Annotated in this window: 17 protein-coding genes; 5 read left to right on the top strand and 12 right to left on the bottom strand. The window is 54.1% G+C overall.

Translation table 11 applies throughout. The annotated features are described in order from the left end of the window. Positions 1-162: 162 nt before the first annotated feature. The 3 genes from lplT to LC431_RS21985 form a co-directional block, all read right to left on the bottom strand. Positions 163-1,374 carry a lysophospholipid transporter LplT gene (lplT, locus tag LC431_RS21995; RefSeq protein WP_131638663.1) on the bottom strand — a complete coding sequence of 404 codons (1,212 nt, stop codon included), beginning with the start codon at positions 1,372-1,374 and terminating at the stop codon, positions 163-165. Next, on the bottom strand, positions 1,371-3,536 hold the full coding sequence (gene aas, locus LC431_RS21990) for a bifunctional acyl-ACP--phospholipid O-acyltransferase/long-chain-fatty-acid--ACP ligase (RefSeq protein ID WP_223510337.1): 2,166 nt from the start codon (positions 3,534-3,536) through the stop codon (positions 1,371-1,373). Before aas ends, lplT begins: the two co-directional genes overlap by 4 nt. A 357-nt stretch (positions 3,537-3,893) precedes the next feature. Then, on the bottom strand, positions 3,894-6,152 hold the full coding sequence (locus LC431_RS21985) for a molybdopterin guanine dinucleotide-containing S/N-oxide reductase (protein WP_223510336.1): 2,259 nt from the start codon (positions 6,150-6,152) through the stop codon (positions 3,894-3,896). 252 nt (positions 6,153-6,404) lie between these two features. On the opposite strand from LC431_RS21985, the gene galR reads away from it, so the two are divergent. Next, positions 6,405-7,412: an HTH-type transcriptional regulator GalR gene (gene galR, locus LC431_RS21980; protein ID WP_013574155.1), complete on the top strand. Its 1,008-nt coding sequence runs from the start codon at positions 6,405-6,407 to the stop codon at positions 7,410-7,412. On the opposite strand, the gene LC431_RS21975 is transcribed toward galR, so the two are convergent. From LC431_RS21975 to LC431_RS21955, 5 genes are read right to left on the bottom strand one after another with little or no spacing between them, the layout of a single operon-like run. Further along, on the bottom strand, positions 7,409-7,858 hold the full coding sequence (locus tag LC431_RS21975) for a GNAT family N-acetyltransferase (protein ID WP_037035169.1): 450 nt from the start codon (positions 7,856-7,858) through the stop codon (positions 7,409-7,411). The two genes, galR and LC431_RS21975, sit on opposite strands and share 4 nt — an antisense overlap. A gap of 5 nt (positions 7,859-7,863) precedes the next feature. After that, a complete protein-coding gene (locus LC431_RS21970) occupies positions 7,864-8,637 on the bottom strand; it encodes an FCD domain-containing protein (protein WP_013574153.1) in 774 nt (257 codons plus the stop codon). 38 nt (positions 8,638-8,675) lie between these two features. Beyond that, complete coding sequence (locus LC431_RS21965; RefSeq protein WP_013574152.1) at positions 8,676-8,993, bottom strand: PTS sugar transporter subunit IIB; 318 nt, start codon at positions 8,991-8,993, stop codon at positions 8,676-8,678. Between the two features lie 14 nt (positions 8,994-9,007). Further along, positions 9,008-10,444, bottom strand: coding sequence for a glycoside hydrolase family 1 protein (locus LC431_RS21960; RefSeq protein ID WP_223510335.1), 1,437 nt, complete (start codon positions 10,442-10,444; stop codon positions 9,008-9,010). A gap of 24 nt (positions 10,445-10,468) precedes the next feature. Further along, positions 10,469-11,812 carry a PTS sugar transporter subunit IIC gene (locus LC431_RS21955; RefSeq protein WP_013574150.1) on the bottom strand — a complete coding sequence of 448 codons (1,344 nt, stop codon included), beginning with the start codon at positions 11,810-11,812 and terminating at the stop codon, positions 10,469-10,471. 277 nt (positions 11,813-12,089) lie between these two features. Between LC431_RS21955 and LC431_RS21950 the strand changes: the two genes are divergently transcribed. After that, the gene (locus LC431_RS21950; protein WP_013574149.1) at positions 12,090-12,407 is read left to right on the top strand and encodes a PTS lactose/cellobiose transporter subunit IIA; all 318 of its coding nucleotides are present in this window, start codon (positions 12,090-12,092) and stop codon (positions 12,405-12,407) included. Positions 12,408-12,571: 164 nt separating this feature from the next. Here LC431_RS21950 and lysA read toward each other — a convergent pair whose 3' ends face one another. Then, positions 12,572-13,831 carry a diaminopimelate decarboxylase gene (gene lysA, locus LC431_RS21945; RefSeq protein WP_217147161.1) on the bottom strand — a complete coding sequence of 420 codons (1,260 nt, stop codon included), beginning with the start codon at positions 13,829-13,831 and terminating at the stop codon, positions 12,572-12,574. Between the two features lie 134 nt (positions 13,832-13,965). Between lysA and LC431_RS21940 the strand changes: the two genes are divergently transcribed. Further along, positions 13,966-14,889, top strand: a complete 924-nt coding sequence (locus tag LC431_RS21940) for a LysR family transcriptional regulator (protein ID WP_223510334.1) — start codon at positions 13,966-13,968, stop codon at positions 14,887-14,889. A gap of 64 nt (positions 14,890-14,953) precedes the next feature. Here the strand turns inward: LC431_RS21940 and LC431_RS21935 are convergent, their stop codons facing one another. Together LC431_RS21935 and LC431_RS21930 are read right to left on the bottom strand one after the other, a co-directional pair. Next, positions 14,954-16,117, bottom strand: coding sequence for an MFS transporter (locus tag LC431_RS21935; protein WP_013574146.1), 1,164 nt, complete (start codon positions 16,115-16,117; stop codon positions 14,954-14,956). A gap of 220 nt (positions 16,118-16,337) precedes the next feature. Next, positions 16,338-17,255 carry a LysR family transcriptional regulator gene (locus LC431_RS21930; RefSeq protein ID WP_013574145.1) on the bottom strand — a complete coding sequence of 306 codons (918 nt, stop codon included), beginning with the start codon at positions 17,253-17,255 and terminating at the stop codon, positions 16,338-16,340. A 115-nt stretch (positions 17,256-17,370) separates the two neighbouring features. Between LC431_RS21930 and LC431_RS21925 the strand changes: the two genes are divergently transcribed. Beyond that, on the top strand, positions 17,371-18,240 hold the full coding sequence (locus tag LC431_RS21925) for an MBL fold metallo-hydrolase (RefSeq protein ID WP_223510333.1): 870 nt from the start codon (positions 17,371-17,373) through the stop codon (positions 18,238-18,240). Positions 18,241-18,403: 163 nt separating this feature from the next. Here the strand turns inward: LC431_RS21925 and LC431_RS21920 are convergent, their stop codons facing one another. Beyond that, the gene (locus LC431_RS21920; RefSeq protein WP_223510332.1) at positions 18,404-19,120 is read right to left on the bottom strand and encodes a tetratricopeptide repeat protein; all 717 of its coding nucleotides are present in this window, start codon (positions 19,118-19,120) and stop codon (positions 18,404-18,406) included. A 129-nt stretch (positions 19,121-19,249) separates the two neighbouring features. Here LC431_RS21920 and LC431_RS21915 point away from each other — a divergent pair, with 129 nt between their 5' ends. After that, positions 19,250-21,004, top strand: coding sequence for an ABC transporter ATP-binding protein/permease (locus LC431_RS21915; protein WP_015689425.1), 1,755 nt, complete (start codon positions 19,250-19,252; stop codon positions 21,002-21,004). Positions 21,005-21,066: the final 62 nt, after the last annotated feature.

Raw genomic sequence — 21,066 nt, 5'->3', positions numbered from 1 at the left:
GGGGGCAGTAAGATTGATAATACCGAGAGCTTGTGAAAGTTCCATTTAAAAAGGGTCCATGATGAGCATGAACCCTTTTTACACGAGCCACCGGATCGGTCAACTGATCCTTAAACGATCGGCATTACGCTGAGCGCCCTTTTCTTTTGTGCGAAAACAACATTACGTCATACGGCGTTTCTGCATGTTTTTCCAGATCCACAACCCGGCAATCGCCAGCGCGAACACCACACCGAACCCGATGCCAATCGCCACCACCGGCGCACCGGCCATCACCACCAGCGAATACAAGCCGAGCATCAGCAGCATGGCGGTGTTTTCACCCAGATTCTGTACGGCAATCGCGTTACCGGCACCGACAGAAATTTTACCGCGATGTTGCAACAGGGCATTCAGCGGGACCACAAAGAAGCCGCCTAAAACCCCCACCACCACCAGCACAATGTAAGAACTCAGCATGCTGGTTTGCAGCGCAAAGACCACCACGGCGATACCAATGGCGACGCCTGCTGGCAGGCAGCGTTTCACGGTTTCCAGACGGATTAACTTCGCCGCTGCTCCCGCACCAAACACAATCCCGATCGCCACCATCGCATTCAGCAAGGTCGGGGTTTTGTTATCGGTGATGCCCAGCGCCACGGGAACCCACAGCACCAGCAGGAAACGCAGCGTCACGCCCGCGCCCCAGAACAAGCTGGTACCGACCAGCGAGAAGCGGGTTTCGCCATCCTGCCACAAGGTTTTGCAGGCAGAGAAAAACGTCCGGCTCATTTTTGCCGGATTCCACGACTGCCCCGGACGCGCCGGGTTCAGCTTCGGAATAAACCAGTTTGCCGCCACTGCCGCGCCATACGCCAGCACACAGATACCGAGCGCCGCCAGAATGCTCCAGTCTGCCAGTGCGCCACCGGCCACAGAACCCAGCAGGATCGCGGCAATGGTAGAGGCTTCCATCAGGCCATTGGCTTTCACCAGTTGTTCACCACTGGCGATCTCGCCCAGAATGCCGTATTTCGCCGGTGAATAAGCCGCAGCGCCAATGCCGACCAGCGTATAACCGAGGAACGGATTCATGCCCGCGCAAATCACCGCCGCGCCCGCCAGTTTCAGCAGGTTAGCGACCATCATCACGCGGCCTTTGGAAAAACTGTCGGCAAACTGCCCGACAAACGGCGCGAGAATGATGTACGTCGCCACAAACGCCATTTGTAAAACGGGCTGGCTCCAGTCGGGATAAAGCTGTTGTTTGATCAGCGCCAGCGCGGCAAACAACAGCGCGTTATCACCGAAAGCCGACAGGAACTGCGCCACGATCACCGCCGTCATACTCTTTGACATCAACGGCCCTGCAGCCGCCTTTAAAGGCTGACTCATGCTTCACTCTCCGGGTTCTCTGCCATCTCGCGCAGGGTGACAAAATCGGGTTTACCGCTGCCGAGCAACGGTAACGCTTTAACGACGCGAATTTCACGCGGCACGGCCAGTTCCGGCAACCCCAGTTCACGGGCAGCTTTACTTAACGCATCACGACGTAATTCAGGATCGGTGGTGAACAGCACCAGTGCCTCGCCTTTGCTGGCATCACTGCGCGATGTCGCCGCATGCTGTTTATCGGGTGAAGCCTTGATCGCCAGTTGCTCGACGCTTTCCAGCGACACCATTTCCCCCGCCAGTTTGGCAAAACGCTTCACGCGACCACGGATGGCACAGAAACCTTTTTCATCCAGCGTGACGATATCACCGGTGTCATACCAGCCCGCCTGCATTTCACCTGCGGCATTCTCAGCCTGCGGAGTTTCCAGCACACCCGGATTTTCGACGCGCAGATAGCCTTTCATGATGTTCGGGCCACGCAGTTGCAGACGACCGCCCTCCTCAATGCCCGGCACGGTAATCAGACGAGACTCCATGCCCGGCAAAATCTTGCCGACGGTGTTTACTTTAGTCGCCATCGGTACGTTGATCGCCACCACCGGCGCACATTCGGTCACACCGTAGCCTTCGAGAATGCGGATACCAAATTTGTTCTGCCAGATTTCCTTGGTGCTTTCAGCCAGTTTTTCCGCACCGGCCACCACATACCGCAAGCGGGCAAAATCATACGGATGGGCAAAGCGGGCGTAATTGCCCAGGAACGTTGAAGTACCAAACAGCACGGTACAGTTCTGGTCGTAGACCAGTTCGGGCACGATGCGGTAATGCAGCGGACTCGGATACAGGAACACGCGAGCGCCGGTAATCAGCGGCGTTAACAATCCGACGGTCAGGCCAAAGGCGTGGAACAGCGGCAGCGACGACATAAAGCGGTCACGTGGCGTAAAGTCCGCCACGGTACGGATTTGCTCGACGTTAGCCAGCAGGCTGGCGTGTGAATGCACCACGCCTTTCGGATTACCTTCAGAACCCGAAGTAAACAGCACCAGTGCTGCATCATCGGCTTTTTGCGGCAGCATCGCACGACGCGGGAAGATCAGATGGAACAGGATCCACAGCTTGTCCTGCGTGGTCACCGTGTCTTTCAAATCTTCCAGATAGACCCAGTTCGCCTCTGGCACGTTCTCCGGCAGGTGCGTCAGTTTGCCTTTTTCAAGGAACTGGCGGGAGGTAATAATGGTTTTGATCTGCGCCGCTTTCATCGCGCTTTGCAGCCCTTTGGCACCCGCAGTGTAGTTAAGCAACGCCGGAATACGGTTGCGCATTGACGCGCCAAACAGCGCCGCCGCCGTGATCGTGGCATTTGGCAACAGCATCCCGACATGCTCACCTTCGCGGGTAAAACGTTGCAAAATGCGGCTCACGCCCAGGCATTTTTTCAGCAGTCCCTGATAGGTATCTTCTTTGAACGCGATATCAGCGATACAGGGTTTGCGACGGCCATAACGGGTTTGTGCAGACAACAACGCCTGATACAAGGTTTCCGGTTCGCGGGTATCCATACGCGCCTGCATCATAATTTTATGCAGTTGCTCACCGGCGAGAATGCGGCGGTCACGGGAACGCGGCGCATCCGGCATCGGAATGGTAGTCGGCGGCAAAAGATTGATAGTGACTTTCGGGAACCAGCGGATTTTAAAGCTGCCGAACAACCGGCCAAACGGCGTATATTCCGGCCCGTCTATGCGCACCGGAATGACGGTCGCCTGTGACTTCGCCGCCACAAAGGCCGCGCCGTCGTAAATCTTCATTAATGAACCGGTAACCGTAATGCGCCCTTCCGGAAACACAACTACCGGACGCCCTTTCTCCACTTCGCGGATCAAATGCTTGATCGCCATCGGTTTGGTGGGATCCAGCGGCATGAAGTCCACATAGGGTTTCAGCCAGCGCATAAACCAGCTGTCCGTGATGTTGGAATACACTGCAAATACCGGTTTGACCGGCAGGAAAAGCACCAGCAACATGCCGTCAATAAACGAGACATGGTTCGGCGTGAGGATTAAACGCGGGTAATTAAAATCGTTTCTCGCCGGGGTCACGGTAACCCGGAACATCAGGCGGAAGAGCCATCTGAACGCGGCGAAAAGAAAGTTATACATGTTTGCCATCTCCTTATGTGTCATCCCTGATCTTGAAGAAAAAGGTTGGGGAAACAGCATACTATAAGCCGCTGAAAAATGACGACAGTCAGAGAGAGTTTAGGAGGGAACTGATCGGTGTGCCGGAGTTGAGGCAAAAAAAAACCTACGCATCCGCGTAGGTTGGTGCAAATTTAATCGGTATCAACATGCAGAGCACGTTGATGATTCACCAATCAATACCTCTGGGACGTTCAATTTAGCTGTTTTGTACGAACCACAGCCAGCAGGCAATCGAAACATAATTCCGCAAAGTGTAACGAGTGGTGAAAATAGGCCCGATTTATCCTAAATCGGGCTAACTATTTAAAAACTACCTTAAACAGGTCCCACTTCGACCAGGCAACTCATGGCATTTGGCCCCTGCGTCAGACGCGACGTGCCGATATCCAGCGTCAGTACATTCGGGTTCCCCGCCTGCTCGGTTTCCTGCCATTGGCCACCAAAGCCAGGATCAAACCAGGCGCCGGTCGACATCAGCACCACGCCACGCGTAATTCCGTCACTGAGTGACACCCCCGCCAGACAACTGCCACGCGCATTGTGCACTTTCACCCGGTCTCCCTCCTTCAGCTGACGGCTGAGAGCATCTTCCGGATGCATAAACAACGTTTCCTTACCGGCGGTTTTGTTCGACTGCGCCAGCGGCGACTGATCAAGCTGGCTGTGCAGACGATCTTTTGGCTGAATGGAAATCAGGTGCAGCGGCCACTGTTTGGCACTTTCCGCGCCCAGCCATTCTACCGGCGGCTGCCACTCCGGGTGCGGCGCGAAATCATCATAACCGTAACCCGAGATGGTTTCGGAGAACAGTTCGATTTTGCCGCTGTGGGTCCCCAGCGGATTAGCACGCGGGCTTTTACGGAATTCCTCAAAGAACACGTAATCTTTTTCCGGTACCGGCAGTTCAACAAAACCGCGCTCCCAGAAGGTTTCAAAGTCAGGCCATTCCACGCCGGTGCCTTTCTGCGCTTCGCCACACTGACGGTAAATATGGCGCAACCATTGATCTTCATTACGCCCCTGCGTGAACTGCTCGCGGTAACCGAGACGGTCAGCAATGTCAGCGAAAATATCAAAATCGTTACGCGCCTGATGTTGTGGCGCAACAGCCTGATGCATCGCCAGCACGAAGCGGTCGCGTGACGATCCGCCGATATCATTACGTTCCAGCGATGTTGTCGCAGGCAGCACGATATCCGCCATCTGCGCCGCTGGCGTCCAGACGTTATCCTGCACAATCACGGTGTCCGGCTTCTGCCAGCCTTCGACCAGACGGTTCAGTTGCTGATGATGATGGAACGGATTACCGCCCGCCCAGTGCACCAGGTGAATATCGGGATAATTCAGCGTTTCGCCCTGGAATTCATACGGCTGGCCGGGATTGAGCAGCATGTCACTGATACGCGCCACGGGGATCGACAAACCAGAAGGATTCGGCCCGGCACTGACAGCAGGCCCCGGCGTGTCATAACGCGGATTACCCACGCTGTTCATCGAACCGTGACCGAAGGAGAATCCGCCGCCCGGCAAACCGACCTGCCCGAGCATGGCGGAAATGGCGATCATCATCCAGTAAGGCTGCTCGCCACGGTGAGCACGCTGTACAGAATAAGAACAGGTGATAAAGCTGCGTACACCGATCAGATCATCTGCCAGACGCGCAATACGCTCAGCCGGTACGCCGGTAATGTGGCTTGCCCAGTCAGGGGTTTTCGGGATGCCGTCAGTGTCGCCGCGCAGATAGGCGGCAAGCTGCGGATAACCGACGCAATGGCTGGTCAGAAACGCCTCGTCCTGCGCTTCTTTGCGCTGAATCTCAAACGCAACGGCCATCATCAGCGCCGCATCGGTGTTCGGGCGGATCGGGATCCACTCTGCATTCACGAATTCCGGACAGTCGTCGCGCATCGGGCTGATGTTAATGACGCGGGTGCCTTTTTTCGCCAACTGTTCCAGCGCCGGTTTCAGGGTATGTTCCACCGCGCCGCCGGACGCCACTTGCGCATTTTTCAGCGCCAGACCGCCAAATGCGACCAGAATGTCAGCGTGTTCGACCACACTTGGCCACGAGGTCACGCGTCCGGTCAGCGGGGTAAACGTGCCGATAACGTACGGCAGGAAAAATTGCGCCGAGCCCCAGCTATAGTTGCCCTGCTGATCCACCCCGCCGCCACCGGTGAAATAAAAACGACGCACCAGAGAACGGGCGTGATGCAGACGTCCGGCCGATGACCAGCCGTAAGAGCCGTTGAAAATGCCGGAAGCGCCGTAGCGATCACGCACGCGTTTATTCTCTTCGGCCACCAGATCCAGCGCCAGATCCCAGTCCACTTCGACAAAATCTTCGCGGCCCCGCAGCGAACGATCGCTGTTTTCGCGATGTTTCAACCACGAACGGCGCACGGCCGGTTTGCGGATACGTTTGTCGGAATAGACCAGCGGCGCAATGGAATCGAGCAGAGGTGAAGGATCGGCATCCGCCTTATAAGGTTCACAACGGATCAAGCGGCCATCTTCCACCACAGCGGTATATGCGCCCCAGTGGGCCAGTTGCGGATAGCGTTTTATCGACATAATTTCTATTTTTCTCAGCGCAGATAAATGACTTTAAAAATACCATTCACTGCGCTGACACTTCAAAGAACAAATAATCTTAATAAAACGCATTTCCACCCTATCGCACTGGGATTTCGGTTAATCACCACGATCTTTTCCCGTTACATCGCGCTTACATCAAAAAGTTGCGATCAGCATCCTTGCAGCCACCGGTCTTTTCCGCAAAACTGGTCAGTGTAAACGATTACCCTCACGGAAAACGGAAGTGTTATGGCAACGATTAAGGATGTAGCAAAACTGGCAGGCGTATCGGTTGCGACCGTTTCACGCGTGATAAACCATTCCCCGAAAGCCAGCGACAGCTCGCGGGAAGCCGTACAGAACGCCATGCAGCATCTGCAATATCATCCGAATGCCAACGCCCGCGCCCTCGCCCAACAGGCAACCGAAACGCTGGGGCTGATCGTGGCCGACGTTTCTGATCCGTTTTTTGGCGCGATGGTCAAAGCGGTCGAACAGGTGGCCTACGCCACCGGCAATTTTCTGCTGATTGGTAACGGTTATCACAACGTTGAAAAAGAGCGTCAGGCCATTGAGCAGTTGATCCGCCACCGCTGTGCGGCGTTAGTGGTTCACGCCAAAATGCTGCCAGAAGATGAGCTGACCAGCCTGATGCAGCAAATCCCCGGAATGGTGCTGATTAACCGCACGTTGCCGGGTTTTGAACAGCGCTGTATCGCCCTCGATGACCGCTACGGGTCCTGGCTGGCGACGCGCCACCTCATTCAGGCTGGCCATCAGCGCATCGCGATTTTATGTTCCAACCACGGCATTTCCGATGCCAGCGACCGGCTTCAGGGCTATATCGACGCCCTCACCGAACACAACATTCCGGTGGATGACAAGCTGATTGCCTACGCGGAACCGGATGAAATCGGTGGTGAAAAAGCCATGGCGGATTTACTGGGATTGGGCAAAGGATTTACGGCAGTGACCTGCTACAACGACCCGATGGCCGCCGGTGCATTATCGGTATTAAGCGATAACAGTATTGATGTGCCGGGCGAAATTTCGCTGATTGGCTTTGATGATGTGCTGATTTCACGCTATCTGCGCCCGCGTCTGACCACCGTACGTTATCCGGTGGTGGCGATGGCGAATCAGGCAGCGCAACTGGCGTTAGCGCTGGCAAACGGTCAGCCGTTACCGGAAACAACCCATATGTTCAGCCCGACGCTGGTACGTCGTCACTCGGTGAGCGGCCCGGCAAACAGCTAAAGATGTTGATGGAAAAGATGCACCGGCTTATCCGGATAATCCAGCGCATCGCCGATGTATTTCCAGCCAAAACGTTCGTAATAGCCGGTGAATTCGGCATACAAATACAACTCACAAAAGCCGCTGCGGCGGCTCTGTTCCAGTACAAATTCCTGTAACTGCTGCCCCAGCCCGCACGAACGGAAATTTTCATCCACGTATAACGCCGCCAGCCACGGGGTAAGATCCTGACGGCTGATTAAATCACAGCGCCACAGGCCGACGGTTCCTGCCAGCCTGTCGTCTTCGAGTGCGATAAACGTTTGCGGCAAGTCCGCGCCGGACAGGCTGCTTCGCACCACGCTGGCAAAAAACTCCCGGCTGTTTTCGCTGCCAAATGCCTGCCAAAGCCAGTCTGTGACCGCGTCCTGAAATTCAGGCCGTTCACTCAGATTAATAATCTTCATCGCTTTCAGACCATCTTTCCCTGAAAAATCGGCACAGATTCAAACAGATAGCCGTCAAACTCCGGCGCATCCACATCCGACAATTCCATCAGCGTATTTTTCACATTTTCCATGTGCTGCCACATCGCCTGATACGAGCCCATGACGTCGCGGCGGCGCAGTGCGGCCAAAATATTCTGATGATCAGCCAGCCATTTCAGGCGGTAACCGCGGGTAGCTATATGGCTGTGTAACTGTTTCCACAGCGGGCTGGAATCCCGGTGCATCCAGATATTTTTCACCGAATCGAGCAGCATCTGGTTTTGTGTCGCACCGGCAATCAGCAGGTGGAACAGCCGGTCGTTATCACCGCTTTCGTCGTTAGCCACGATGGCGATTTGTTCCTGCTCCAGCGTGCGGCGCAGATTTTCGATATCCGCTTTGGTGGCCATTTTGGCGGCAAACGCGGCAATATTACTTTCGAGCAACTGCCGCGCCTGTAAGATTTCAAAGGGGCCAATCTGCCCCTGATACAACAGTTCGTCTTCGCCTTCTTCCTGAGAAGGAATGCGGATCACGTACACGCCGGAACCCTGACGGATATCCACCGTGCCCTCCAGTTCCAGCATCAGTAAGGCTTCGCGCACAATCGTCCGGCTGACGCCGTAGTTTTCCGCCATATTGCGTTCGGGCGGCAGGCGGGATCCCACGGCGAAATGCCCTTGCTTGATTTGCTCACGCAGGTCATGCCCGATTTCCTGATACTGCTTTCTGTCCTGCGAAACCACACCTTTTTCCACACAATCACCCTGATGCAAAAAACAAAAAAGACCGGATGTTACTGTATCAGAGATAATGCCTGATCCAGCACTTTTGCACCGTTTAACGTGCCGTAAGCCACCATGTCGATCACCGCAATCGGAATGCCGTGTTCATCGGTCAGCTTTTTATTCTCCGCCAGTTTAAAACGCACCTGCGGCCCGAGCAGCACGGCGACAATATCGCGGCCATAGGCTTCAAGCTCGTCACGCAGATTGTTTTCAGGGATCGCGTAGATCTGATATTCCAGCCCCCGCGCAGTGACTTCTTTTTCCATTTTGGTGACCACCAGTGACGTGGACATCCCTGCCGAACAAGCTAAAACGATTCGTTTCATAGTGTTTCCTTAGGTTATTTTTCCTGGTCATCGAGCGTTAAAGACAACACACCGCTTTCACTGAGTGATTTAAACCAGTGAGAGGATTTCTTCTGACGGCGATCACGATTGTTATCAAGATCAATTTCGATCAGCCCGTAACGATTTTTAAAGGCGTTCATTGGCGAGACATTATCGGTAAAGGCCCAGAGCATATATCCCTGACAATTGGCGCCGTCTTCACGCGCTTTTAATGTCCAGTAAAGATGCTCGGCAATAAATTCAATACGATAGTTGTCCTGAATTTCCCCGCTGACGGCATCGCGAAACTGGCCTTCATTTTCGATACCCATGCCGTTTTCAGCCACAAACCACGAAATATTTCCGTATTCCGTTTTAATGCGCATCGCCATGTCATAAATAATTTTCGGATAGATTTCCCAGCCACGCGATTTATTCATCCGGCGTCCGGGCAATTCGAAATGTTCGTAGTAATACGCCGGATGGAATGGCGTGTCTTTATTCCATTCGCGGGACGGTGCTTTCACCCGGTGCGGGTAATAAAGATTAATACCCACTTCATCCACGGTGTTATTACGGATAACCGCCAGTTCCGCTTCTGTATAATCGAAATGTACGCCGTGCTTTTCCAGTAGCTCCAGCAATTCCTGCGGATATTCCCCGTTGATCATCGGGTCTAAAAATACGCGGTTATAGAATAAATCGTATAAATGCGCCGCCTTTTGGTCATGCGCCGCCGATGAACGGGCGTACGTCACTTCCGGATTTAAAATCACCCCGACGGTGCCTTCGGCGTGATATTTTTTGCGATGGAACAGTTCGACCACTCTGGCGGTTGCCAGCACTTTGTGGTGATTCCACTGCATCCATTTCGCGGTGTTTTGCTCGAACGGCCAGCGGATCGCATCCAGATACACGCGGGTTTGCACCACCACCGGTTCGTTAAACGTAAACCAGCGGCTGACTTTTCCGGCATACCGTTCGAAGACTTTCTCTGCATACAACACAAACAGATCGACGACTTTTTTCGAGCTCCAGCCATCGTATTTTTCGATCAGAAACGCCGGTAATTCGTAGTGTTCCAGACACAGCATCGGCTCGATACCGTTACGTTTCATCTCATCGAGCAGATCGTCGATATATGCCGCGTACTCTTCATCGACCGTACCCAACTCATAGTCGGTGAAAAAGCGCGACCAGTTAACTGACGTGCGGTAATGACTCAGCCCGCTGGCTTTCATCAGCGCCACGTCTTCTTTGTAGCGGTTGATGAAATCGGTGGCTTTCGCCGGGCCGTAACCGTTGTGCCAGACATGGCGGTTATTTTTGTACCAGAGATCCAGATACGAATCCTGCCCGTCTTTTTTGCCGCTCCAGCCTTCGGTCTGCCATGCAGAGGCGGCGGCACCGAGAATAAATCCGTCAGGAATGGCGATTGAAACCTTACTCATAACATCCCTCATTTTCCGAATAATTTACGCCGTGGCAGCCTGTTTCTGGCTCTGCTGCATGGCTTCAAGCTGAGCCTGATCGGCACGACGCGCCGCGACTTTCACAAACGGCAGATAAATCAGTACCGCCACCACAATGCAGCCAATCTGGGTAAACACCGCGCCCATCGATCCGGCCGTTGACAGCCAGGCGTTGATAATCGGCGGTGTGGTCCACGGCACCATCACCACCGCGCGTCCGGCGAATCCGAGGCTGGTGGCAAAATAGCCGATGGTGCCGGTGATCAGCGGCGTGATGATGAACGGGATAGCCAGGATCGGGTTGAGCATAATCGGCATACCGAAAATCACCGGTTCATTGATGTTGAAGAAACTTGGCCCGAGGGACAGTTTGGCGATTTCGCGCATCTCTTTGCGGCGGGTAGCGATCATCACCGCCAGCAACAAACCGATGGTACAACCCGAGCCTCCGATGCTCATATATACATCCCAGAACGGCATGGTGATGATGTTTGGCACCTCATGACCCTGCTCAAACGCGGTCATGTTAACCATGATGGCGCCGAGCAACAGCGGTTCGCGAATCGGTTTAATCATCTGGTTGCCATGAATACCAATCACCCAGAACAGCTGCGCGACAAACATCAGCAGCAGAATGCCCGGCAGACTTTGCATCACCGATTCCAGCGGACGCTGAATCACCTGATACACCGCATCGTACAGATACATGCCGGTGACGCGGTGGAATACAAAGCCGAAGGTAGCGACGAGCACCACGGTAATAATGGCGGGAATTAACGCCGAGAATGACGCCGACACATTGGGCGGCACGCTCTCGGGCATTTTTATACGCAGGCCGTTAACCCGTTCCAGACGGGAATAAATCTCCACCGACAGAATGGCAATAAACATGCCGAGGAACAGACTTTTAGTATCGGAGAATTGTTTTGCCAGCACATCTTTCACTTCCTGCATCTGGCCGTTAACCATCATATCGACGGTGGTTGGCGTGACAGCAATAAAGCAAATCACTGCCAGCAGGCCGGGAAATAACGAACGTGAGCCGTTAATTTTCCCGAGTTCGATACCAATTAAAAACACCGCACCGATGGTCAGAAAACTGAGCGTGGCGTAGTTAATACTGCTCATGATCGGTTTGAGGGTGGCCAGCCAGGAGAACATTTCAAAATGCGCTAATCCGTTTTTCGGATCCATCACCATATTTGAAATTAAAACTGAGAATGCCCCCACAATAATAACGGGCATTAACGTGATAAAAGACGCCTTAATAGCCATGATGTATCGGAAGCTATTAAAGGTGTTGGCGAATCCCCCCAGAGAATCGATAAAGCGGTCTTTCAGTGACATGACAGCACCTCATTTTCTTTTTTCTATACTTCACAGGTGTTGATTTCGTCTTCACCTTTTATATTGAATGAGGAATAAAGGTGTCGTACGAAGCAGGGTCAGATTCCGGTTCTGTAAATCATCCTGTCGGCCATATTTCGGGAATAATTTCGTAATGTGGCATGCCAAAAAATAGCGGAATACGAATTAATTTCTGTGACAGCGTTCTCACATGTGAATATTGGAATTCCAATATGATGATTTCACCCCTTTCTGGTATACCAATTTGGAGTTTTCGATGGAATTCGATCTGGAACAAACGGTGATGGAGTTATTGATCAACGCCGGAGAAGCACGATCTAACGCCATGATGGCGATTCAGCATGCACGTAAAAAAGAATGGGAACAGGCTGATGCGATGCTGAAAGCCTCGGACGACGCGGCGCGTGTTGCGCACAAAGTACAGACGCAACTGATTGGCCTGGATGAAGGCGTGGGGAAAATTCCGGTGAATCTGATCATGGTGCACTCGCAGGATCATCTGATGACCGCCATGCTGTGCCGTGATCTGGCAGAAGAAATCGTGTTACTGAGAAAAGAGATGTTTGATAAGTAAACTTTCTCCCCTGCGAAGGGGAGGATTGGGGTGGGGTATTAAGGTCAAAAACAAAATTCAAAGTGTGCTTTAACTCATTGCTTTGTATTTAAAACCCCCTCCCCGCCTCCCCCTTCGCAGGGGGAGGAGCAAAGCAAGCCACCTCACCGGCTCAGACGCAGAGACTAGAGCTCCAGAGCAATTAACTCTTCCACCGTCTGCCTGCGACGAATCAGTCTTGGCACGCCATTCTCAAACAATACTTCCGGCAGCAGAGGTCGGGTGTTGTAGTTTGATGACATCGATGCGCCGTACGCGCCGGTATCGTGGAACACCAGATAATCGCCGATGTGTACCGGCGGCAGCGGGAAGGTTTCCACTCCGCCGCCTGCCTGCTGGGTAAACACGTCGCCGGATTCACACAGCGGACCGGCGATCACGGAATCCGTCAGCGGTTGTCCGCTCACATCGCGGCCATCGGCCGGTAACAGTGAAATATGATGATAGCTGCCGTACATCGCCGGGCGCATCAGGTCATTAAAGCCTGCGTCGCACAGCACGAAATGACGGCTGCCCATGTTTTTCACCGCACGGATTTGCGCCACCAGCACGCCGGATTCCGCCACCAGGAAACGCCCCGGTTCGATCTCCAGTTTAATCTCATGCCCGAGATGCGCGGCAATCTGCTCGCGCGCACGATTCCACAGACCAAAATAGTGGCCGGTATCAATGGATTCTTCTTCAAAATGATAGGGGATCGACAGGCCGCCACCGGCGGAGATCGCTTCAATATCGTGTCCGGTTTCAATCACCTGACGCACCATCGCATCGCAAACCTGCTCAAGGTGACCATAATCCACGCCGGAACCGATATGCATATGAATGCCCACCAGTTTCAGGCCGTAACGGGCAATCTCTGTCAGCGCCTGCGGTAAATCGGCATACCAGATCCCGTGTTTGCTGTTTTCCCCGCCAGTATTGGTTTTCTGGCTGTGCCCGTGACCAAAGCCCGGGTTCACGCGCAGCCACACCGGATGTCCGGCTTTGTGCTGGCCAATCTGACTGAGCATGTCGATGGAACCGGCGTTCACCGGAATATCCAGCGCTGTCACGCGCTCCAGCGTCGGTTGATCCAGTACGTCAGCAGTAAACACAATCTCACTGTCTGTGCCGCCCGGAATAAAACCGGCCACCAGCGCACGCTCAATTTCACCCAGAGAAACGGAATCGACCTTCACGCCCTGCTCGCGCATCAGACGCAGGATATGAATATTAGAACAGGCTTTCTGCGCAAAACGGATCACGTCAAACTGGCGCAACTGCGCGATGCGCTGTTTGATAATGTCAGCGTCATACGCCCACACAGGGCAGCCAAATTGTTGCGGCAGAGCCAGTAAATTCGCGGCATTAAGCGCGGTAGACATATCGTTCAGAGCGCGTGGCATAAGATTTTCCGTCAGTTGAAGTCCGTCATATTTCCCTCAGTATGCCGCGTGGCAGACCGGCGATAAAATATCTATTTCAGGCAAGTCTATTCATTTATGATATGGGCTATTGTCATCGCTTAGCGGATGAAACCATGCCAGCTATTTCCCTGCGCCATATCGAAATTTTTCATGCGGTCATGACCACCGGCAATCTGACGGAAGCCGCTGCGTTGCTCAATACCTCGCAGCCGACAGTCAGCCGTGAACTGGCGCGCTGCGAAAAGTTGCTGAATCTGCAGTTATTCGAACGCCTGCGCGGGCGTTTATATCCTACCGTTCAGGGTCTGCGGCTGTTTGAGGAAGTGCAGCGCTCGTACTACGGGCTGGACAGAATTATCAGCGCAGCGGAAGGCATCCGCCAGTTCGAGCAGGCGCAACTGTCGATCGCCTGCCTGCCGGTGTTCAGTCAGTCGCTGCTGCCTGCGGTGTGTAAACCGTTTCTCGACCGCTACCCCGATGTCAGTTTCAATATTGTGCCGCAGGAATCGCCGCTGCTGGAAGAATGGCTTTCTGCGCAGCGCCATGATTTGGGGTTGACGGAAAACACCCAGACGCCAGCCGGAACCGAGCGCCAGACGCTGCTGACACTGAACGAAGTGTGCGTGCTGCCTGCCGGACACCCTTTGGCTGAGAAATCGCGACTCACACCACAAGATTTCAGCGGGCTGAATTATATCAGCCTGTCAGCGACCGACAGTTACCGGCAACTGCTGGATACGTTATTTATGGAACAACAGGTTATGCGGCGGCTGGTGATGGAAACCCACAGCGCCGCGTCAGTGTGCAGTATGGTGCGCGAAGGCACGGGCGTGTCGATCGTCAACCCGCTGACCGCATTGGATTATTGTGACAACGGACTCGTCCTGCGGGAATTCAGCGTCGCCGTACCCTTTACCGTCAGCCTGATCCGGCCGTTGCACCGCCCCGCTTCGGCGCTGGTCACCACATTTATCGAACACTGCCATCAGCAGGCGCAACGCTTTGCCGGACATCTCGAGGCCGCGCTGATGCGCTGAACAGAAAAAAATAAGGCCACGCCGGAGAAATCCTGCATGGCCTTTAATTTTTTTAGCGGCTGAGTTACGCGGCCGCTTTTTCCGCTTTCTTCGCCGCACGGCGGAAAGTGATCACACACAGTACGAAGCCGATAGCGCCGAGTGCGCCCGCCGCCAGCGGCACAGTGCTCAGTCCCATTCCGCGTTCAATCACCGCGCCACCCACCCAGGCACCCAGCGCATTGCCCACGTTAAACGCCGCAATGTTCAGGGTCGACACCAGGTTTGGCGCGTTTTTGCCGTAGGTCACCACGTTAACCTGCAAGGCAGGCACCGCGGCAAAGTTCACCATCGCCCAGATAAACAGCGTGATTTCCGCCGCCACCAGATGAACGCTGGTGTAGCTGAACAGCACGGAGAATATGGCGATCATCAGGAAAGTCAGGGTCAGCGAGATACCCAGACGCCAGTCCGCCAGACGCCCGCCCAGCACGTTACCGATGGTCAGACCGAGGCCGATCAGCAGCAGCGTCCAGCTGACACCGTGCTCAGACACGCCGGTAATTTGCGTCAGGATAGGCGCGATATACGTGAACAGCGCGAACATCGCGGCAGCAAAGAAAATAGTGATCGACAGCGACAGCCATAATCCCAGGCTACCCAGCGCACGGATTTCCTTACGCAGATCAGTCGGCTCTTCTTCTTTCTTATCCGGCAGCTTTTTATAGAGTGCGAACAGTGAGGCCACGCCAATCACCGCCACCACCCAGAAGGTTGAACGCCAGCCGAAAGCCTGTCCGAGCGCAGTACCGAGCGGAACGCCCAGCACGTTAGCCAGTGTCAGGCCGGTGAACATCAGCGCAACCGCTGAAGCACGACGGTTAGGCGCCACCAGACTTGCCGCTACCACCGCGCCAATCCCGAAGAAGGCACCATGACACAGCGCGGTGATCACGCGCGCCAGCATCAGGAAATCGTAGCTGTACGACAGCGCGCACATCACGTTGCCAATAATAAAGATGCTCATCAGCAGCAGCAGGGTGTTCTTGCGCGGCAGTTTTGCCGTCAGCACGGCCATGATCGGTGCCCCGATTGCCACACCCAGCGCGTATCCGCTGATTAACCAGCCTGCAGAAGGAATACTGACATTCAGATCCCCCGCCACGTTGGGGAGCAGCCCCATGATGACGAATTCAGTGGTACCGATGGCAAACGCGCTGAGCGCCAGTGCCAGGAGTGCGACAGGCATAAAAACTCCGGATATTTTTAGTGATGAGTAAAGGCACCGGCATTGCGCCGGATGGGTTTAAATACCACGTTGATCACACTTTTGACCAGACGCAGTCTGTGCCCTTGCTGCCTGAAAAACACCCGATATCAGGATTAATCTTTACATAACAATACATTGCAGGGAATGCGCGGAAGACGAAAAAGGGACCGATTCCACTGGCTTATTCCCTGCCGGTGACTCAGCGTTTTTCTTCTGTCAGCGACAGCCAGCGCGGATGGCCTTTGAACCATTCCACCAGAAAATCGAGCAGCGCTCGCAACGCCGCCGGCATTTGCCGCCGGGACATGTAAATCGCATAAATCCCCATTTCCTGTGGCTGCCACCCGCTGAGTAAGGCGACGAGCTGGCCGCTGGCAATCAGCGGTGCCGCCGAATAATAAGGCTGCATGACGATTCCCGCGCCTTCCACTGCCCCGGTCAGCAGCACCAGCGATTCATTGGCGCTCAGATTTCCGCTCACCGGAATCGCGACCTGTTCACCCTGCCGTGCAAACTGCCACAGGCTTTTGCCGAACCAGGTGTACGTCAGGCAGTTGTGGACTGCCAGATCCTGCGGATGCTGCGGCGTACCCTGCGCGGCCAGATAAGCCGGAGACGCGCAGACGACCGACGGACACAGCGCCAGTGGCCGGGCGATCAGGTTCGGATCCAGATCGTTAGTGATGCGCAGCGCCAGATCGATCCGGTCTTCCACCAGATTGATCGCCCGGCTTTCCAGCTGAAGATCGATACTGACCTGCGGATGTCGGCGCAAAAATTCACTGACCGCAATCACCACCGCACCCTGCCCGAAAGATTGTGAGCAACTCAGACGCAGCAAACCGCGCAACGCTTCATCGCCCGTATCCGCCACGCTGCTCATTTCCGCCGCCACCGACAGCATTTTCCGGCAACGCGCCAGCGTGTTTTCGCCCGCATCCGTCAGGCTGAGTTTGCGGGTGGAGCGGTGCAGCAGGCGCGCGCCCGACCACTTCTCCATCTCCGACAGATAACGTGTCACCATCGCCCGCGACATATTCAGCGATTCGGCAGCACTGACCATGCTTCCCCGTTCAACAATGGCAACAAACACTTGTGCAGCGGTAATTCTGTCCATGATTCGTCCGGTTTATGCAACAAACAGTTGCGCATTATCCGGTTTTTCCCGCGGATTATGCAACGTACAGTAGAGTCTTACTGAATGTGATTATTTACGTCTCTGAGGAAAACCCATGCAACTGAAACATCTGACTCTGATCGCCGCCCTGCTGGGCAGCAGCCTGTCCGCTCACGCCGCCAGTGCACTGAAAATGGACGTGTATAACCCCGGTGAAAAAAGCGTTTTCCCGGTTTCTTCTGAAATCATTACCGGCGATAAAGAAGCGGTTCTGATCGACGCGCAGTTCCAGCGCAATGACGCAGAAAAACTGGTGGAAATGATCAAGGCAACCGGCAAGAAACTGACGACGGTGTACATCAGCCAGTCCGACCCGGATTACTACTTCGGGCTGGATGTCATCCATGCCGCGTTCCCGGACGCCAAAATCGTGGCAACGCAGGCCACCATCGATCAGATCAACGCCAGCAAAGACGGCAAAGTCGCTTTCTGGGGACCGCAGTTGAAAGACAATGCGCCAAAATCTGTTGTGGTTCCTGAACCGCTGAAAGGTACGACCTTTGAACTCGAAGGCCATCAGTTTGAGGTTCAGGGCGTAGATAAAGAACGGACGTTTGTCTGGATCCCGTCGCTGAAAGCGGTAGTGGGCGGCGTGCTGGTGAATGGCAATAACATGCATGTCTGGACAGCAGATACGCAGACGCCGAAATCCCGTAAACAGTGGGTAGAAGCGCTCAATGAAATTGCCGGTCTTAATCCGCAAGTCGTTGTACCGGGACATTTCCTGCCGGGCGCGCCAAAAACGCTGGAATCGGTGGAATTCACCCGCCAGTATCTGCTGACGCTGGAAAAAGAATTACCGAAAGCGAAAGATTCTGCCGCGCTTATCGCCGCGATGAAAAAACATTATCCGCAACTGAAAGACGATTCTTCATTACAACTGAGTGCGAAAGTATTGAAGGGCGAAATGAAGTGGCCGCAGTGAATATAACCTGACTCGGCGCCCTCTTCGGCTAAAGGCATACGTCGATCGGCTCCCTCCCCTGCGAGGGGAGGGTTGGGCTGGGGTATTGCAGCAAAATCAAAAAGTTGAAATGTGCATTGACGAGGTATTAGCCCTTAAAACCCGCCTGAGGCGGGTTTTAAACTTACGGCATCACCCGCACAAATTCGCCTTCGGCCTGCACGTTGTGACCGAAACCGCAGTCATTGGTGGTGTGAAGTTTAACGCTCCGGGGTGCGAAATTCATGTCCACGCTACACTCGCCGCCACCGGCGGAGGCATCATCGGCTTCGTGGTAAACCGCGTGATTATCCTTGATTGCCGTCACCACCGAAAAATCGCCAGTATTCGGGCCGTAATACAGTGACATCTGCCCCATGTATAAACCGCTGAAATCGATTTTAAACTGCGCTTCTTCGGCTTTCACTTCGACGATATTCCAGCTACCAAACCCGGCATATTGCCAGTAAATCCCTGCCGGACTTTCGGCTGGCGGCAAAGCATCCAGTTTTGGCTGCATCTGACTCAGGTTGTATTGTGATTTTTTGTCAGCAGGTGCCAGCATCAGCCAGGCCTTGGCTTTCAGATAATCGCCCTGCTTTATGTAGGTCAACGCAATGTTGTTGTAGGCCGTGGCAATCTGGTCCTGCGGCTTATGGCAAAACTCGCTCCAGGCGACCTGATTACGAAAAATTTCCCGGGCTTTGCCCATATCACCCTGCTGATAAGCCACTTTTCCGGCAGCGGCATAAATCCCGGCTTTAACACAATCGGCGTCGATATCCGGTTCATCAATCTGGGCAAACGCCTGAACACTGGCAAAACATCCTGCCACCAGCAGTAAATTCACTGCGACTTTCATCAAACATCCTTCTACTTTTGTGGTCTACAGAGCTTCGTGCTGGAAAAACATCCTTACAAGTGGCTCATTGCCCTATCGCACTGAGCCACTCATTCTGGGATGATTGGCTTTACAACATATCGATTACACATGGCTATTATGACTAAAAAACCTGGGAAATCGGCGCAATGGGGCGCCGTCTGGCAGTTAATTAAGCCTTACTGGCGCTCAGAAGAAAAGTGGCGTGCCTGGGGCATGTTGACCACAATCATCATCCTTTCGCTGGCCGGTGTGTACCTCAGCGTACAGTTTAACGAATGGAACCGTGTCTTTTATGACGCGCTGCAAAACAGAAACTATCCGGTTTTCAAAGCCCAGCTGTGGAAATTTACCTGGCTGGCGCTGTTGTTCATCGTTATCGCCATCTACAGAGTGTATCTGACGCAGGGTCTGCAAATGAGCTGGCGGCGCTGGATGACTGAAGAGTATATGGAGAAGTGGCTGACCAATCACGCCTATTATTACACGGAGTATCAGCATCAGGTGGATAACCCCGATCAGCGTATTTCCGATGACCTGAATGCCCTGACCAGCGGGACACTTTCTCTGGTGCTCGGTCTGCTGTCGAGCGTGGTGACGCTGTTCTCCTTCGTATTTATTTTGTGGTCGATCAGCGGGCCGCTGAACTTTATGCTCGCGGGCCATCACGTTGAAATCCCCGGCTACATGCTGTGGTTCGCGCTGCTCTATGCCGCCATTGGTTCCTTCATTATCTGGTATATCGGTAAGCCGCTGGTAAGACTCGGGTTTAATCAGGAATGGTTCGAGGCGAACTTCCGTTTTGGCCTGATCCGTATTCGTGAAAACAGCGACGCGATCGCGCTGTATCACGGTGAAAAAAACGAGCACGATCAGCTGACCGGCAAGTTTGAATCCATCAAAACCAACTGGTGGTCTATCATGCGCGTCACCCGTCGCCTGAACGTGGCATCCAACTTTTACGCGCAGTTTGCCAATATTTTCCCGATCCTGGTGGCGTCACCGCGCTATTTCGCCGGCGCGATCCAGATGGGTGCGCTGATGCAGATTGCTTCCGCGTTCGGTCAGGTGCAGGGCGCGTTGTCCTGGTTCATCGATGCCTTTACCGATCTGGCAAACTGGAAAGCCACGGTTAACCGTCTTGCCGGTTTCAATGCGGCAATCGATCAGGTTAACGCTCAGCCGCGCGGCATCAGCGTAGGCAAAAGCACCGAACACGCCTTACAGCTTGATAAACTGACGCTGAACCTGCCGAACGGGAATCCGCTGTTTTGCAATATTTCTGCTGCCATGCAACCGGGCGAACGCGTGCTGATTGCCGGGCCTTCCGGTTGTGGTAAATCAACGTTGCTGCGTGCGATTGCCGGTATCTGGCCTTACGGCTCAGGCAATATTGCGCTGGCAGAAGGTAAGCGTTATCTGTTCCTGCCACAGCGCAGTTACATTCCGATTGGCACATTGCGCGATGCGCTCAGTTATCCTGACGCCAGCCGTGAATATACGGATGAACAACTGCAACAGGTGCTGACGCAATGTCGTCTGTCACATCTGGCGGCGGTAGAAATTCTGGATGATTACGCCAACTGGAGCCAGCGCCTCTCGCCGGGTGAACAGCAGCGGCTCTCCTTTGCCCGTGCGCTGTTGATCAAACCCGATACGCTGTTCCTCGACGAAGCCACCAGCGCACTGGATGACGAAACCGAACAACAGGTATACGCTCTGCTGCTGAGCGAATTGCCGGAAACGTCAGTTATCAGTGTGGCACACCGTAATTCGGTCGCGAAATACCATCAGCACTGCTGGCGGTTCAAAAATCAGGAAAATGGCCCGTGCGGATTCACCTCCACGGCGCTGTTGCCTGAATAACGCCTGACGCCACCGGAAAGTGGTTTCAAAATGCAGAAAGGTTGCTGATGTCAGCAACCTTT

The sequence above is a fragment of the Rahnella sp. GSA61A genome, from assembly GCF_019969905.1.
Lineage (GTDB): Bacteria > Pseudomonadota > Gammaproteobacteria > Enterobacterales > Enterobacteriaceae > Rahnella > Rahnella aceris.
This window is presented reverse-complemented; position numbering and strand designations above follow the sequence as displayed.

Coding starts and splice junctions, on each gene's coding strand:
- LC431_RS21930 (WP_013574145.1), bottom strand. CDS start 17,255: ATGGACAGAATTACCGCTGCACAAGTGTTTGTTGCCATTGTTGAACGG.
- LC431_RS21965 (WP_013574152.1), bottom strand. CDS start 8,993: ATGAAACGAATCGTTTTAGCTTGTTCGGCAGGGATGTCCACGTCACTG.
- lplT (WP_131638663.1), bottom strand. CDS start 1,374: ATGAGTCAGCCTTTAAAGGCGGCTGCAGGGCCGTTGATGTCAAAGAGT.
- lysA (WP_217147161.1), bottom strand. CDS start 13,831: ATGCCACGCGCTCTGAACGATATGTCTACCGCGCTTAATGCCGCGAAT.
- LC431_RS21915 (WP_015689425.1), top strand. CDS start 19,250: ATGGCTATTATGACTAAAAAACCTGGGAAATCGGCGCAATGGGGCGCC.
- aas (WP_223510337.1), bottom strand. CDS start 3,536: ATGTATAACTTTCTTTTCGCCGCGTTCAGATGGCTCTTCCGCCTGATG.
- LC431_RS21960 (WP_223510335.1), bottom strand. CDS start 10,444: ATGAGTAAGGTTTCAATCGCCATTCCTGACGGATTTATTCTCGGTGCC.
- LC431_RS21950 (WP_013574149.1), top strand. CDS start 12,090: ATGGAATTCGATCTGGAACAAACGGTGATGGAGTTATTGATCAACGCC.
- LC431_RS21935 (WP_013574146.1), bottom strand. CDS start 16,117: ATGCCTGTCGCACTCCTGGCACTGGCGCTCAGCGCGTTTGCCATCGGT.
- LC431_RS21955 (WP_013574150.1), bottom strand. CDS start 11,812: ATGTCACTGAAAGACCGCTTTATCGATTCTCTGGGGGGATTCGCCAAC.
- galR (WP_013574155.1), top strand. CDS start 6,405: ATGGCAACGATTAAGGATGTAGCAAAACTGGCAGGCGTATCGGTTGCG.
- LC431_RS21920 (WP_223510332.1), bottom strand. CDS start 19,120: ATGAAAGTCGCAGTGAATTTACTGCTGGTGGCAGGATGTTTTGCCAGT.
- LC431_RS21940 (WP_223510334.1), top strand. CDS start 13,966: ATGCCAGCTATTTCCCTGCGCCATATCGAAATTTTTCATGCGGTCATG.
- LC431_RS21975 (WP_037035169.1), bottom strand. CDS start 7,858: ATGAAGATTATTAATCTGAGTGAACGGCCTGAATTTCAGGACGCGGTC.
- LC431_RS21925 (WP_223510333.1), top strand. CDS start 17,371: ATGCAACTGAAACATCTGACTCTGATCGCCGCCCTGCTGGGCAGCAGC.
- LC431_RS21985 (WP_223510336.1), bottom strand. CDS start 6,152: ATGTCGATAAAACGCTATCCGCAACTGGCCCACTGGGGCGCATATACC.